The sequence below is a fragment of the Micromonospora nigra genome, from assembly GCF_900091585.1.
Classification (GTDB): Bacteria; Actinomycetota; Actinomycetes; order Mycobacteriales; family Micromonosporaceae; genus Micromonospora; species Micromonospora nigra.
Genome location: NZ_FMHT01000003.1, coordinates 4,542,996 through 4,556,938 on the forward strand (window position 1 = coordinate 4,542,996; position 13,943 = coordinate 4,556,938).

13 protein-coding genes are annotated in these 13,943 nt (G+C 73.8%); 6 read left to right on the top strand and 7 right to left on the bottom strand.

Translation table 11 applies throughout. The annotated features are described in order from the left end of the window. Positions 1-38: 38 nt before the first annotated feature. Together GA0070616_RS19795 and GA0070616_RS19800 are read right to left on the bottom strand one after the other, a co-directional pair. The gene (locus tag GA0070616_RS19795) at positions 39-1,187 is read right to left on the bottom strand and encodes a sulfite oxidase (protein WP_091091167.1); all 1,149 of its coding nucleotides are present in this window, start codon (positions 1,185-1,187) and stop codon (positions 39-41) included. Between the two features lie 232 nt (positions 1,188-1,419). Next, entirely contained in the window at positions 1,420-2,049 is a 630-nt protein-coding gene (locus GA0070616_RS19800; RefSeq protein ID WP_091085104.1) for a class I SAM-dependent methyltransferase family protein, read from the bottom strand. Between the two features lie 131 nt (positions 2,050-2,180). Between GA0070616_RS19800 and GA0070616_RS19805 the strand changes: the two genes are divergently transcribed. Next, complete coding sequence (locus GA0070616_RS19805) at positions 2,181-2,888, top strand: murein hydrolase activator EnvC family protein (protein WP_091085109.1); 708 nt, start codon at positions 2,181-2,183, stop codon at positions 2,886-2,888. 175 nt (positions 2,889-3,063) lie between these two features. Here GA0070616_RS19805 and GA0070616_RS19810 read toward each other — a convergent pair whose 3' ends face one another. Beyond that, the gene (locus GA0070616_RS19810; protein WP_091085112.1) at positions 3,064-4,245 is read right to left on the bottom strand and encodes an aminotransferase class V-fold PLP-dependent enzyme; all 1,182 of its coding nucleotides are present in this window, start codon (positions 4,243-4,245) and stop codon (positions 3,064-3,066) included. Between the two features lie 69 nt (positions 4,246-4,314). Beyond that, positions 4,315-5,436 carry a tyrosine recombinase XerC gene (locus GA0070616_RS19815; protein WP_425413004.1) on the bottom strand — a complete coding sequence of 374 codons (1,122 nt, stop codon included), beginning with the start codon at positions 5,434-5,436 and terminating at the stop codon, positions 4,315-4,317. 500 nt (positions 5,437-5,936) lie between these two features. Here GA0070616_RS19815 and GA0070616_RS19820 point away from each other — a divergent pair, with 500 nt between their 5' ends. Further along, positions 5,937-6,212 carry a hypothetical protein gene (locus tag GA0070616_RS19820; protein WP_245712835.1) on the top strand — a complete coding sequence of 92 codons (276 nt, stop codon included), beginning with the start codon at positions 5,937-5,939 and terminating at the stop codon, positions 6,210-6,212. A gap of 121 nt (positions 6,213-6,333) precedes the next feature. Here GA0070616_RS19820 and GA0070616_RS19825 read toward each other — a convergent pair whose 3' ends face one another. From GA0070616_RS19825 to GA0070616_RS19835, 3 genes are all read right to left on the bottom strand, one after another. Further along, positions 6,334-7,605, bottom strand: a complete 1,272-nt coding sequence (locus GA0070616_RS19825) for a DNA-processing protein DprA (RefSeq protein WP_091091171.1) — start codon at positions 7,603-7,605, stop codon at positions 6,334-6,336. Then, positions 7,515-9,035: a YifB family Mg chelatase-like AAA ATPase gene (locus tag GA0070616_RS19830; RefSeq protein ID WP_091085121.1), complete on the bottom strand. Its 1,521-nt coding sequence runs from the start codon at positions 9,033-9,035 to the stop codon at positions 7,515-7,517. Before GA0070616_RS19830 ends, GA0070616_RS19825 begins: the two co-directional genes overlap by 91 nt. A gap of 91 nt (positions 9,036-9,126) precedes the next feature. Then, the gene (locus GA0070616_RS19835) at positions 9,127-9,486 is read right to left on the bottom strand and encodes a YraN family protein (protein WP_091085125.1); all 360 of its coding nucleotides are present in this window, start codon (positions 9,484-9,486) and stop codon (positions 9,127-9,129) included. A 275-nt stretch (positions 9,487-9,761) separates the two neighbouring features. Here GA0070616_RS19835 and GA0070616_RS19840 point away from each other — a divergent pair, with 275 nt between their 5' ends. The 4 genes from GA0070616_RS19840 to pyrH all read left to right on the top strand — a co-directional run bounded on the left by GA0070616_RS19840 (position 9,762) and on the right by pyrH (position 13,926). Continuing rightward, positions 9,762-10,847, top strand: a complete 1,086-nt coding sequence (locus tag GA0070616_RS19840) for a hypothetical protein (RefSeq protein WP_139128948.1) — start codon at positions 9,762-9,764, stop codon at positions 10,845-10,847. A 294-nt stretch (positions 10,848-11,141) separates the two neighbouring features. After that, positions 11,142-12,038 (top strand): 30S ribosomal protein S2, encoded by an 897-nt coding sequence (rpsB, locus tag GA0070616_RS19845; protein WP_091085130.1) that lies wholly within the window; start codon positions 11,142-11,144, stop codon positions 12,036-12,038. Positions 12,039-12,177: 139 nt separating this feature from the next. Beyond that, positions 12,178-13,005, top strand: a complete 828-nt coding sequence (gene tsf, locus GA0070616_RS19850) for a translation elongation factor Ts (protein ID WP_091085135.1) — start codon at positions 12,178-12,180, stop codon at positions 13,003-13,005. Positions 13,006-13,158: 153 nt separating this feature from the next. Continuing rightward, on the top strand, positions 13,159-13,926 hold the full coding sequence (gene pyrH, locus GA0070616_RS19855; RefSeq protein ID WP_091085138.1) for a UMP kinase: 768 nt from the start codon (positions 13,159-13,161) through the stop codon (positions 13,924-13,926). Positions 13,927-13,943: the final 17 nt, after the last annotated feature.

The window sequence follows — 13,943 nt, forward strand, 5'->3', positions numbered from 1 at the left end:
GGCTTCGCGGCGCCTCCACCCGCCGCACCGACCACAGCTCACTCCGCGAGCACCACGACCTCCACCCGCTGCACCATGTTGTTGGCGAAGCCACCCCGGTTCCACGGCTGCTCCACCGGCTGGACACGACCCGACGCATCGGCGGCCCGGGCACCGAGCACGTACCGCCCCGGTGTCGCCGGCCAGTCCATCCGCCACCGTCGCCAGGAGAACTCGCCGCCCGCCTGATCGTCGAGCTCCGCCGGGTTCCACGTCGCCCCGCCGTCCGTGGTCACCTCCACCGACACCACCGGGGCATGCCCCGACCAGGCCCGACCGTCCAGCGTGCACGGTCCCGGCCGTAGCACCCGGGTGCGGGACATGAAGTCCGGGAAGCCGGGCGGCCGCACCAGGGCCCGGGGTTCGATCCGGGTGACCGGCGTGCCCGGATCGTCGGCGTCGCGCCGCAGCCGGTACGCCACCGCGTTCTGGTAACCGTCGAACGGCTCGGTGCGCACCTCTATCGTGCGCAGCCACTTCACGTGCGCCATGCCGTACCAGCCGGGCACGATCAGCCGCAGCGGCGCGCCGTGCTGCGGCAGCAGGGGAGCGCCGTTCATCTCGTACGCCAGCAACACCTCCTCGCGCAGCGCGTCGGCCACCGGCAGTGCCCGCTGGTAGTCCTGCTCGACACCCCGCTCGACGCCGTGGTCCGCGCCGGTGAAGACCACGTCCACGGCGTCGGGGGACAGCCCGGCCTCGCGCAGCAGCGGTGCCAGTGGCGTGCCCGTCCACTCCGCGTTGCCGACCGCCTCGACCAGCCAGGGCTGACTCACCGGACGGGGACGCAGCAGGGCCCGCCCGTTTCCGGCGCACTCCAGCGTGACCCGCCGGGTGACCCGGGTGCGCCCGCGCAGGTCGGCCAGGTCGACGGTGAGTGGCCGGTGCACCGCTCCGGTCACCGCCAGTGTGTGCGCCGCCGCGTCGACATCCGGGATGTCGTAGTGGATGAGCAGATAGTGCAGACCGGCGGGAGTGACGTCGTAGCGCAACGCCTCCAGCGGAATCCCGTGGTTGCGCGCGGCCAGTTGCAGCTCCTCGGGACCGATCGCCTCCTGTGGCCCGGCGACCCGGGCCGCAGGGCTGGCATCGGCCAGGGTGGGCGCCTGCGGTGCCGCCGTCCGGCGCGATTCATCCACTGTGGTCATGGTGGTGGCCTCCCGGTCCCGGCGGCGGTGCCCGCGTACCCAGCCTAGGCCCTCGGCGGGCGAACCCACCGGCCGCCGTCACGTCTGCGATGGGGTCGTCGCGCCTGCGCGGCCACATCCGCGCCGATCCGGTCGGCGGATCGAGTGCTCGCGGTCGGTCCCGGTCCGGCCCGTCGGCTGGCCCGCCCGACCTCGGGGGGCTGTCCGCTCAGCCCTGCGTGGGGCTGTCCGCTCAGCTTCCGAACCTGAACATCGTCACGCCCGCCGGCAGGGGGCGAGGAGCGCCGAGCAGGCGGTGGACGCCCACCCCGACCCCGTCGGCCGGGCTCACCACCGTCACCAGCGCGAAGCCCTCCTCGGCGAACCAGCCGCAGATCGCGGGCACCAGGTCGGGCTCGTGTCGATGCCGGGTCCAGATCACCGTCCCGCCGGTCGCGCACAGCGCCGCGCAGTGCCGCACGGTGCGACGGACGTCCGCGTCCGACACGTTGCCGAAGACACCGCACACCAGCACCAGATGGGCCGGGACGAGACCGATGTACCCGTCGGTGTGGGCCGCGTCGGCCACCACCACCTCGACGCGGGACAGTCCTGCCGCGCGGGCGGCGGCACGGGCCACCTCGGCGTTGCGGTGATCCGCCTCGACCAGCCGCGCCGTCACCTCCCCGCCGCGCGGGTGTGTGGCGAGAACCGGGATCAGGTCCCGGCCCTGCCCGGCGCACAGACTCACCGCGCGTAATGGACCGGCGGGCGCGTCGTCGAGCGCCCCAGCGATGTGCCTGCGCACCTCGGCCAGACGGTGAGCCAGCGGCGAGGCCGGGTCGTCGTAGTCGTCGTGCCAGGTGTACCAGTCGCGGCTCACCGCCTGAGCTTAGGCCGGCGGCCATAGCAGGTCACCGGGGGCGACGGGTGGTCGTCCACAGCACCGTTCCTCGTCCACAGGGGACGTGGTTCGGACCACGTGCCATGCTTTCGTCCCGGCAGGCTGGGCCGATGCGACTCGCGTACTCCACCGTCCCCCTGGCCGGCGTCGCCCTGCTGGTGATCGCCCTGTCCGGCACCGTTCCCCGACCCGGCCGCTCCGACCCGGCCGCTGTGGCTCCCGCCCATACGGCCCTGGCTGGTTCGATCCGGGGTGGTTCGGCCCCCGCTGACGGCGCGGCCCCGGCAGGTTCGGCCCGGGGTGCTTCGGTCCCGGCTGGTGGTCCTGCATTGACTGGTTCGGTCCCGGCCGGGCCCGCTCTGCTCGGGCCGTTCACCGTCCGGGCCGATGCGCGCAATTCGGTGCGGTTCCGCTGGCCCCTCGACGGCGTCCCCCGGCCGGTCCGCCGGTTCGACCCACCGCCGCAGCCGTGGCTGCCCGGCCACCGCGGCGTGGATCTGGCCGCCGTGCCCGGTGCCACGGTCCGTGCCGCCGGGGCCGGCATCGTGTTGTTCGCCGGCCCCGTCGCCGGGCGCCCGGTGGTCACCGTCGGGCATGCCGATGGCCTGCGGACCACCTACGAGCCGGTGCGCCCCACGGTCCGGGCGGGCGACACCGTGCCGGCGGGCGCGCTCCTCGGTGAACTGCTCGCCGGGCACGCCGGCTGCCCGGCTCCCGCATGCCTGCACTGGGGGCTGCGCCGCGCCGCCGACTACCTGGATCCGTTGGTGCTGCTCGGCCTCGGCCGGGTTCGGCTGCTCCCGCTCACCGAACCGTAGGGTCGTCACACCGGCCCGACCTCCAGAGCTGTACAGCCGCCACGCCGCCAGGCCGGCACCCGGCTGTCACGCCCGACCCGGCTGTCACGCCCGACCCGCCCGGCATGGCCGACCCGCCCGGCATGGTCGACCCGCCCGGCATGGCCGGTCCCATTCGGCCCGCCGGCCACGGGGGTCAGCGCTGGGAGAGCAGGGCGGGCAGGCGAGCGGCGAGCCGCTCGTACTCGTCGGCGGTGTTGTAGACCTGACCGCACAGCCGCAGCCAGCCCCGCCCCGACCAGGCGTTCACGGCCACCTCGGTGGCGAGCCGCTCGGCGATCCGGGTCCGCAACGCGACTGCCCCGTCCAGGGTGGTGGCCAGCCCTGCCGGCAGCGGCACGATCCGCATCGCGACCGCGCGTCCGCCGGGATCCGGCAGGTCGGCCGGCGCCACCCCCAGGCTGTCCCCGACCACACCCTGGCCGTACGCCGCCAGCGCCGCATTGTGTGACCGCACCCGGTCGACGCCCAGGCTGCGCAGCGTGTACAGGCCGGCCGGGGCACTCAGCCACGCCGTGTAGTCCATGGTGGCCTGCCATTCGACATTGCCGGGGAAGCCGGCGTCCTGCTCCCAGGAGACCACCAGTGGCTCGATCCGGTCCCGCCACGCCGGCGCCACCACCAGCACGGCGGTGCCGCGCGGGGCGTACCCCCACTTGTGCAGGTTGCCCACCCAGAAATCGGCGCCGGTGTCGGTGACCGGGGCGGGCAGCATCCCCGGCGCGTGTGCCGCGTCCACCAGCACCGCCACCCCGTGCTCCCGGGCCACCGCGACGATCGCGGCGACCGGGAACAGCCGCGCGGTCGGCGAGGTGAGCTGGTCGACGACCAGCAGTCTCGTCCGTCCGGGTCGTAGGCCGACGCGGACGATCTGGGTGATCTCCTCGTCGGTGGCGGTGAGTGGCACCCGCAGCACCCGGTGGGTGGCCCCGCTGCGGCGGCACTCCCGCCGGACGGACAGGTCCACCGCCCCGTACCCGTGGTCGGTGGTGAGCACCTCGTCGTCGGGGCCGAGCCCCAGCGACCGGAGCACCACGGCCACCCCGGTGGTCGCGTTCGTGGTGAGGGCGGTGCCGTCGGGGTCGGCACCCAGGAATCCGGCGAGGTGCCGGCGGGTGTGGGTGATCCGGTCGACCAGCCCCCGGGTGAAGAAGCGCAGGGGATTCGCCTCGACCTCGTCCCGCAGTCGTTGTTGGGTTCGCTGCACGCCGACAGGCACGGCACCGAACGAGCCGTGGTTGAGGTGGCTCACCGCAGGATCCAGCGAGAACAGCAGGCGAGCCCCGGCGATCGGCTCGGGCGGCTGCGGGAGGCTCATCCGACGAGCGTAGCCGTCGGCGCGGTGGCGGCTGAGGGATGCGTCCCTGTCGACCGGGTCGGCCCGGACTCAGGCGCGGGGGTGGGCCTGACGGTAGGCGGACCGCAGCCGCTCCACCGACACGTGCGTGTAGATCTGGGTGCTCGCCAGCGAGGAGTGGCCGAGCAGCTCCTGCACCGCCCGCAGGTCGGCCCCACCTTCCAGCAGGTGGGTGGCGGCAGAGTGACGCAGATCGTGTGGGCTGGTCCGGGGCAGGCCGGCGGCCTCGGCGTACGCACCGACGATCCGCCGGGCCGTGGTCGGGTGCAGCCGTCCACCCCGGGCGCCGAGCAGCAGGGCGGCCCCGGAACCCGGCTTGGCCAGCACCGGCCGCCCCCCGCGCAGCCACTCGTCGAGGGCCCGCTGCGCCGGTGTCCCGTACGGCACCGATCGCTCCCGTCCGCCCTTGCCCAGGACCCGGACCACCCGCCGGGCGTCGTCGACGTCTGTCACGTCCAGGCCGCACACCTCGCTGACCCGGACCCCGGTGCCGTAGAGCAGTTCGAGCAACGCCCGGTCCCGCAGCGACACCGCCTCAGCGGCCTGGTCGCGCACTCCGCTGGCCGGCGGGCTGCCCGCCGCCGCGTCGCCCACCGGACTGCCCACCGGACTGTCCGTCGCGCTGCTCGTCGCGCTGCTCGTCGCGCTGCTCGTCGCGCTGCTCGTCGCGCTGCTCGTCGCGCTGCTCGCCGCGTCGTTCGCCGCGGCGGCCGGCGAGGGGTCGTCCGGGGCGAGCACCGACGGCGGGCCGCCCACCAGGGGCGGTCGCGGTGCGGAACGGGTGTTCATCAGCAGTGCCGCCTGGTCGGCGCGGAGCACCGTGGGTAGCTCCCGGTGCGGGCGGGGACTGGCCAGGGCCCCGGCCACGTCGGTGGGCAGCAGGCCCTGCCGGTGGGCCCAGGCGCTGAATGCCCGCGCCGACGCGGCCCGCCGGGCGAGCGAACTGCGCGCCGATCCCATCGTCCGCTGCTTCGCCAGCCAGCTGCGCACCGTCCCCAGGTCCAGGTCCGACACCTGGGTGCTCCCCGATCGGGCGGCGTGGTCCAGCAGTGACACCAGGTCGCCGACGTAGGCCCGTACGGTGTGCGCCGAGCGGTTGCGCACACCCGCCAGATACCCGGCGAAGTCGTCGACCGCCGCACGCAGCGGCAGGGGTAGCGCCTCGTGGGCCGCCCGGGTGCTGCGGGTATCGCCGCGTGCCGACCGGGCGGCCGGTGGTGTCGCGTCCCCTGCCGGCACGATTCCACCCTACGACCGCCGACCACCACCCACCACACATCACCCGCCCCCCGTAGCCCGCCAACCACCACCATGCGTCAGCCACCACCCGTAGCCCGCCTCGTCGCGTCGTTGTCCCGACGCCCGTTGCTCAGCGTCCTCCGCTGCTCTACGTCCGCTGCCCGCTTCACCTGCCGGACGCCCGTCTCTGCCGGACGCCCGTCGCCTGCCGGCCAGCCGGTGTCCGTCAGGTGGTCGGTGTTGGAAATCCGGTGGTGTGGGAGCCCAGACTTGTTGTGACACCACCGGCGGGCACGCCCGGAAGGGCCGTTCCGCCGGCCGGACGTGCCGAAGGGGGACCGGTCGTGGGGATGGACGTGGTCCTGTACCGGACGGTTGAGGAGCCCGGCCCGGGCCGTCGTCGCGTGTCATACGTGGCCGTCGACGTTGTGCCCGACCCCGACGACGTGCTCGCCGACCTGCTCGCCAGGGTGCGGGGCCGGGGCGCCACCCCGCTGCTGGACCGAGCCGACCCGGTGGGCGAGTTCGTCGTACCCGCAAGCCGGGCACCTGGGCTGCTCGCCGAGCTGCCCCACCTGGCGGCGGCAGCCCGAGACGCCCGCGAAGCCGACCACGTTCGCCACCTTGCCCGGCTTGCCCGACGGTGCCCCTCCGACAGCCTGATGGAGATCCGGTTCGAGGGCGACTGACCTGCGCACCGACACCTTCACCCGGGCCATCTTCGTCGCCGGTTCCCGGCGTTCGGCTGCCCGCCGCACATCGGCGGTGAGCGCCCCGATTCACCGCCGAGGCCGAGCGCCCTTGCGGTGCTCACCGTCCCCGGGCGGTCGAGCGGGGCATGGACACCAGGGCGTACCCGTCGTCGCGGCGAACCACCAACGTCAGCTCCTCCAACAGGGACAGCTTGCGCAACACCGTCCGCACCCCGACACCCGCCCGTGCGGCGAGGGTGTCCACCGCCACGGTTCCCCGTCGGGGCATGGCCTCGATGATCGCCCGAGCCTCGTCGTCGAGCAGGTCGGTCGGCCGATCCGGCCCGCGCGGGACCGGGGCCAGTTCGCCGATCCGTCCCACCTCCTCCAGCACGTGTGCCAGGCCCGTGACCAGCCGAGCCTCGCGGTTCTCCCGCAGCATCTCGTGCGCCCCCACCGACATCGCCGAGGTGACCGGGCCCGGCACCACCATCGCCCCGCGCCCCAGGCCGAGCGCCCGATGCGTGGTCTGGGTCGCACCGCTGCGGGCTGCCGCCTCCACCAGCACCGTGCCGAGCGTGCTGGCGGCGATCACCCGGTTTCGGATCAGGAAGCGCGGGCGCAGCGGCTCCGCTCCCGGCAACCACTCGCTGACCAGCAGTCCCGTGTCGGCGATCCGGTCGAACAGGGCCGCGTTACCCATGGGGTAGGGGCGGTCGATCCCACAGGCGAGAACCGCCACCGTCACGCCTCCCGCTGCCAGCGCGCCCCGGTGGGCAGCGGCGTCGATGCCGAACGCCCCACCGGAGACCACCGTCCAGCCCCGGTCCGCCAGCCCGTACGCCAGGTCCGTGGCCACATGGGTGCCGTACGCGCTGGCGGCCCGGGCCCCGACCACGGCCACGGACCGGTCCAGTGCCTCGGCCAGGGGCCATGGTCCGCGTACCCAGAAGCACAGCGGCGGTGCGGTCTCCCGGTCGACCCGTCGCTGCTTGCCGGACAGCCGCAGCTTCCGCAGGTCGGCCACCCGACGGGGCCACTCGTCGTCACCCGGCACGACGACCCGGGCACCCAGGCGGGTGGCCCGGCCCACCGCCTCGGCGGCCACCGCCCGCGCGTCGCCGCCGCTCAGGCGTGCCGCCACCCCGTCGCGTAACGCCTCCTCGGGGGCCCCGCCGTCGAGAAGCAGGTCGAGGGCACCCACCGGGCCGAGATCGTCGACCAGTTGGTGCACCGACCGGGTGCCCGGCTCCGCGAGCCAGGTGAGGGCCACCCGAGCCAGTGTCTGCTCGTCCTCGCTCACAGTCCCTCTCCCGTCCTGAGTTGGATGGCCTCCGCGACGTCCGCCCGGCCGGGGCGGACCCGCCCGTCCAGATCGGCGACGGTCCAGGCCAACCGGATGATCCGGTCGAAGCCGCGGGCGGAGATCGACCCGGAGTCGAGCCGGGCCCGCAGGTCGACGGTGTCCCGCGCCGGCAGCCGCCAGGGCACGCGGCGCAGGTGGGGGCCCGGCATCTCCGCGTTGAGCCGGCAGCCGACACTCGCCCAGCGTTGCGCGGCGGCCTTCCGGGCGGCGGCCACCCGCTCCGCCACCGTCGCCGACGACTCGCCACTGAACCCGGGCTCCATCAGCTCGGCCGCCCGCAGCGCCGGCAGGCGGACCTGGACGTCGATGCGGTCGAGCAGTGGACCGGAGAGCCGACCGAGGTAGCGTCGCCGGGTCAGCGGCGGGCACTCGCAGCGTGCGTCGCCGGCCGGGCTCGCGCAGGGACAGGGATTCGCCGCCAGCACCAGCTGCGCCCGCGCCGGATACTCCGTGCCACCCCGGCTGCGGGCGAGGTGCACCCGGCCGTGCTCCAACGGCTGGCGCAGTGCCTCCAGAGCGGCCCTGCTGAACTCGGGTGCCTCGTCGAGGAAGAGGACGCCCCGGTGCGCCAGCGACACCGCGCCCGGCCGGGCCAGCCCCGAACCGCCGCCGACCAGCGCCGGCACCGACGCGCTGTGGTGTGGGGCCTGAAACGGCGGGCGGCGCAGTAGTCCACCGTCGGCCGGCAGCAGGCCGGCGATCGAGTGCAGCGCGGTCACCTCCAGGGCCGACTCGTCGTCAAGCTCCGGCAGGATGGACGGCAGCCGCTCGGCGAGCATGGTCTTGCCGGCGCCGGGCGGACCCACCAGCGACAGGTGGTGCCCACCGGCCGCGGCCACCTCCAGGGCACGCCGACCGAGCTCCTGCCCCGCCACCTCGACCAGATCGGGGCCGGACAGCGGCGGCCGGGGCTGCGGCGTGGGCGCGTCGATCAGGGGCGCGGCGTCCCGGACGAAGCCGACCAGACGGTGCAACGTGTCGACCCCGCGGACCCGGACCCCGGGAACGACCGCTGCCTCGGCGACGTTGTCGACCGGCACGATCACCCGGGCGACGCCGGATCTCGCCGCCGCCGCGACCATGGGCAGCACGCCCCGCACCGGCCGGACGGTGCCGTCCAGGCCCAGTTCACCGAGGACGACGACGCCCTCCAGCGGAAGCAGTGGCAGCTCACCGGAGCCGCCCAGCAGCGCGACCGCGATCGCCAGATCGAAGGCCGAGCCGAACTTGGGCAGGGTGGCCGGCAGGAAGTTCAGGGTGATGCGCCGGTTGGGCCAGCGCTGCCCGGAGTTCACCACGGCGGCCCGGACCCGGTCGCGTGCCTCGTGCAGGGCGGTGTCGGGCAGCCCGGAGATGACCACCGCCGGCAGGCCGGGCGCGAGGTCGGCCTCCACCTCGACCAGGTGGCCGCTCACCCCGACCAGACCGACGGAGAGCACTTTCGCGTAGCTCACACCGCCACCGCCCGGAGCGCCGTCGTGCCCTGCCGGGTGACCCGGGCCCGGTCGGCCGCGTCAGCGCCCGCGACCTGATCCGTCTGCCGCATCAGAAGGCTCCCGGAACGTGTTCGACCCGGGCGGGACCGCCTTCGGTCAACAGCACCGAGATCACGTCGAAGCGGATCTCGTCGGCCGTGGTGCCGGTGTCGGCCAGCCAGTGCGCGGCGAGCCTTCTCAGCCGGCGTGCCTTGCTTGGCACCACCGCCTCGGCCGGACTGCCGTAGGTGTCGGTACGTCGGGTCTTCACCTCGCAGAACGCGAGGACCGGCCCGTCCCACGCGATGATGTCGATCTCGCCGGCGGCGCACCGCCAGTTTCGGGCGACCGGCCGCAGGCCCGCCCCGATCAGGTGTCGGACCGCGCACCGTTCGCCGTACGCGCCGACCGCCTGGTTCCACGTCGTCATGCCGGCACCCTGCTCCCTTCCGCGACGTCGTGCCGGTCCGGACGGTGGGACTGTGGACAACCGACCGCCCTGTGGACGGGCCGACGATCATGCTGTCGGTGTGTTAGGGGCACCCACCGGGTCCCCACCCGGGTGATAAGGGCATCCGCCCGGTGGGTCCGGCCACGGGGAGTCGTGGTCATCGATGACCTGCTTCGGGGCAGTGCGGCGCCGGGCGGGTGCGGTGAGCCCGGCCCAGGTGGGCCGGATGGCGCGGGCGTGGTCCGTCGCATACGGTGCCGGTCGTGGAAGGACGACGCAGCTTCGCCGACGATCAGGAATCGCGCTGGTATCCCGGTGAGGGTGGCCGTGGCTACGGTGAGCCGGACTGGCGGTCCGGTGCGGGAGCGCGGTACCGCGACGAGGAGCCGCGCACCGTCCCCGAGCAGCGCGTCGACGAGGACGAGCGGTACGGCTCGCCGCGGCGGTTCGCCGTGACGGACCCGCTCGGGGACACCGGCGCGGAGAACGAGCGTTACCGGGCGTCCCGGTCGCGCCGAGCCGACACCGATCCGGAGGTCTCCGGAGAGCTTCCCGTCGACCGTACGGGGCGGTGGGCCGCCCGGGACGCGTCGCCGGCCTCGGGCGTGCCGGGCGGGCAGGAGGCGGCGATCCGGGCAACCGGACCAGCCGACCCGGACGTCGATCCGGCCCGCGTCGCCGCCCTGGCCGACCCGACCCGCCCCGCGCCGCTGACCGGCTACCCGGTCGTCGACGTCAAGCGCGAGGGCTATCCGGCGGTCGACGTCAAGCGGGACGGTTACCCGGTCGTCGACGTCAAGCGGGACGGCTATCCGGTGGTCGACGCGCGCGACGGCTACCCGGTGGTCGACGCCACGCGCGACACCGAGCGGGACGGATTCGGCAAGGGTGCGGCCACGCGCGAGACCGAGCGCCCGGCGTCGGCACCGAACCCGCTGGAGATGCCGACCGGCCCGATGCCCCCGGTGGCTCCCCGCACCGACCTGCCCGTGGGGGAGCCGCCGTACCCGCCGGTGGCCGGTGCACCCGTGGGCGACGGCGTCTACCGCACCCGACGCCCGGCGTTGGCGGCGTTGCTCGCCGTGCTGGTGGGCGTGACGGAGGTGCCCGCCCTGCGGCTGCTGCTGCACGGTGCGACCGGCGATCCGGTCTCGCCGCCCGCCGTGGTGGCGGGCATCCTGTTGGTCGTGGGGCTGCCGATCTTCGCGATGGGCCTGTACGGCCTGCGTACGGGTGGGCTGGCGCTGACCGACGGCAGCCGGGGCTGGTTGCGCCCGCCCACGGCGTACCTGACGGTGGGTCTGGTGCTTCTCGTCGCCGCCGCCCTCGCCGCCGGCTGAGCAGCGGCGCCGGGGGCGACCGGGCACGGCAGAAGGGATCCACGGGGCGAAACCGGCAACCGGGATCCTTCCGCCAGTACCCGCGGCACCGGCGTTGGGGAGGACGCGTACACTGGTCGACTGGCGACCGCCTCGCGCGGTCGACCTCGCGTGCCCTCCTCACGAATCGCCGTGGGGCGACGGCCTCCCTGGTCCCGATCTTGGTCGGGCCCGTCATGGCCGGGGACCGGGCGCCAGGACGCCCGGCCGCCGGCCGGGCGGAACAACCAGGGATCGCACCAAGGAGTACCCACCATGGCCGTCGTGACCATGCGTCAGCTGCTGGAGAGCGGTGTCCACTTCGGACACCAGACCCGGCGCTGGAACCCGAAGATGAAGCGCTTCATCTTCACGGAGCGCAACGGTATCTACATCATCGACCTGCGTCAGACCCTCGACTACATCGAGAAGGCGTACGACTTCGTGCGCAACACGGTGGCCGAGGGCGGCAGCATCCTGTTCGTCGGCACCAAGAAGCAGGCCCAGGAGGCCATCGCCGAGCAGGCGACCCGGGTCGGCCAGCCGTACGTCAACCACCGCTGGCTCGGTGGCATGCTGACCAACTTCCAGACCGTTTACAAGCGCCTTCAGCGGATGAAGGAGCTGGAGGCCCTGGGTGACCTGAGCGGCACCGCCGCCGGTTACACGAAGAAGGAGACCCTCCAGCTCTCCCGCGAGAAGATCAAGCTGACCAAGACCCTCGGTGGCCTGCGGGACATGCAGAAGCTCCCGGCCGCGGTCTGGGTGGTCGACACCAAGAAGGAGCACATCGCCGTCGACGAGGCCCGCAAGCTGGGCATCCCGGTGATCGCGGTGCTCGACACCAACTGCGACCCGGACGAGGTCGACTTCCCGATCCCGGGTAACGACGACGCGATCCGTTCGGCCGAGCTGCTGACCAGGGTCGTCGCCGCGGCTGTCGCCGACGGTCTGATCGCCCGTTCCGGCCGGCGCCGGGGCGGCGACGAGAAGCCGGAGGCGGGCGTGGCCGCCGACGAGCCGCTGGCCGAGTGGGAGCGCGAGTTGCTCGAGGAGCCGAAGAAGGCCGACGAGCAGCCGGCGGCCGAGCAGCAGCCGGTGGCGGCCGAGCAGCCGGCGGCCGAGCAGTCGCAGCAGCCGGCCGAGCAGCCGGCGACCGCCACCGCGGAGTGAGCGCATCCGCCGCCGCCCCGCCGTCCGGTTCCGCGGGCGGTGGGCGGCGGCGGTACGCCGGGCGGCACGTGGCGCCCGGATCCGGGTAACCGGTACCTCAGACCATCCCACCGCAGTCTCAACTTCCGAAGAGAGAGCCATGTCCAACTTCACCGCCGCGGACGTCAAGAAGCTCCGGGACCTCACCGGCGCCGGCATGATGGACTGCAAGAAGGCCCTGACCGAGGCCGAGGGCGACTTCGACAAGGCCGTCGAGATCCTGCGCGTCAAGGGCGCCAAGGACGTCGGCAAGCGGGCCGGTCGCACCGCCGCCAACGGTCTGGTCGCGCACTCCGGCCAGGCGCTGCTCGAGCTCAACTGCGAGACCGACTTCGTGGCCAAGAACGACGCCTTCATCGCGCTCGCCCAGCAGCTGGTGGAGCACGGCGAGCGGTCCGGTGTGACCAGCGCCGAGGAGCTGCTGGCCAGCGAGATCGACGGCAGGAGCGTGGCCGACCTGGTCCAGGAGCAGTCTGCCAAGATCGGCGAGAAGCTGGTGCTGAACCGCTTCGCCAAGCTCGACGGCACCACCGCCGTCTACCTGCACCGCAAGAGCCAGGACCTGCCCCCGGCGGTGGGTGTGCTGGTGCAGTACGCCGGCAAGACCGACGAGGCCGCCGACGCGGACGCCCGCGCCGTGGCCATGCAGATCGCCGCGATGCGGCCGAAGTACCTGACCCGCGACGAGGTTCCGGCCGAGGTCGTGGAGTCGGAGCGGCGCATCGCCGAGCAGACCGCCCGCGAGGAGAACAAGCCCGAGGCGGCGCTGCCGAAGATCGTCGAGGGCCGGGTGAACGCCTTCTTCAAGGACTACGTCCTGGTCGAGCAGGCGTCGGTCGCCGACAACAAGAAGACGGTGAAGCAGGTGCTGGCCGAAGCCGGTATCGAGGTCAGCCGCTTCGTGCGGTTCGAGGTCGGCCAGGCCTGAGCCGCCGCCGGGCGCGTGGGGTGCCCGTGGGCTGAGCAATGAAAGCGAGGAGGCCGCCGGTGTACGCGACAGGCACCGCGGCCTCCTCGTCCCATAAGGTCGGCAACGGCAGGTACGCGCACACCCGACGTGCGCGACGGAAGGGCGGGGCGGATGACGCAGGTTGTGGGTGACCGGACTCGGGCGGCGGACGATCCGACGGCTCCGCCGCCCGGCAGGTCCCGCCGGGTGGTGCTCAAGCTGTCCGGAGAGGTGTTCGGCGGCGGCGCGATCGGCGTGGACCCGGACGTCGTGCAGGCCATCGCCCGGCAGATCGCCACGGTGGTGCGTCGCGGTGTGCAGGTCTCCGTGGTCGTCGGCGGCGGTAACTTCTTCCGCGGGGCGGAGCTGCAGAAGCGCGGCATGGACCGCGCCCGGGCCGACTACATGGGCATGCTCGGCACGGTGATGAACTGCCTCGCGTTGCAGGACTTCCTGGAGAAGGAGGGCATCGAGACCCGCGTGCAGAGCGCGATCACGATGGCCCAGGTCGCCGAGCCGTACATTCCGCTGCGCGCCATCCGGCACCTGGAGAAGGGCCGCGTGGTCATCTTCGGTGCGGGTGCCGGCATGCCGTACTTCTCCACCGACACCGTGGCCGCCCAGCGGGCGCTGGAGATCCGCGCCGACGTGGTGCTGATGAGCAAGAACGGCGTGGACGGCGTCTACAGCGCCGACCCCCGGATCGACCCGACGGCGAGTAAGTTCGACTCGATCACCTTCTCCGAGGTGCTGCGTCGCAACCTTCGGGTCGCCGACGCGGCGGCGTTCAGCCTCTGCATGGAGAACGGCCTGCCGATGCTGGTCTTCGGTGCCCAGGGCGCCGACACCATCGTGCGGGCCGTCGGCGGCGACAAGATCGGCACCCTGATCACCACCTGAGCGGCCCGACCCGACCG

Excerpts from the sequence above, each read along its gene's own strand:
- tsf (WP_091085135.1), top strand. The coding sequence starts at position 12,178 with ATGTCCAACTTCACCGCCGCGGACGTCAAGAAGCTCCGGGACCTCACC.
- GA0070616_RS19805 (WP_091085109.1), top strand. The coding sequence starts at position 2,181 with ATGCGACTCGCGTACTCCACCGTCCCCCTGGCCGGCGTCGCCCTGCTG.
- GA0070616_RS19835 (WP_091085125.1), bottom strand. The coding sequence starts at position 9,486 with ATGACGACGTGGAACCAGGCGGTCGGCGCGTACGGCGAACGGTGCGCG.
- GA0070616_RS19795 (WP_091091167.1), bottom strand. The coding sequence starts at position 1,187 with ATGACCACAGTGGATGAATCGCGCCGGACGGCGGCACCGCAGGCGCCC.
- GA0070616_RS19810 (WP_091085112.1), bottom strand. The coding sequence starts at position 4,245 with ATGAGCCTCCCGCAGCCGCCCGAGCCGATCGCCGGGGCTCGCCTGCTG.
- pyrH (WP_091085138.1), top strand. The coding sequence starts at position 13,159 with ATGACGCAGGTTGTGGGTGACCGGACTCGGGCGGCGGACGATCCGACG.
- rpsB (WP_091085130.1), top strand. The coding sequence starts at position 11,142 with ATGGCCGTCGTGACCATGCGTCAGCTGCTGGAGAGCGGTGTCCACTTC.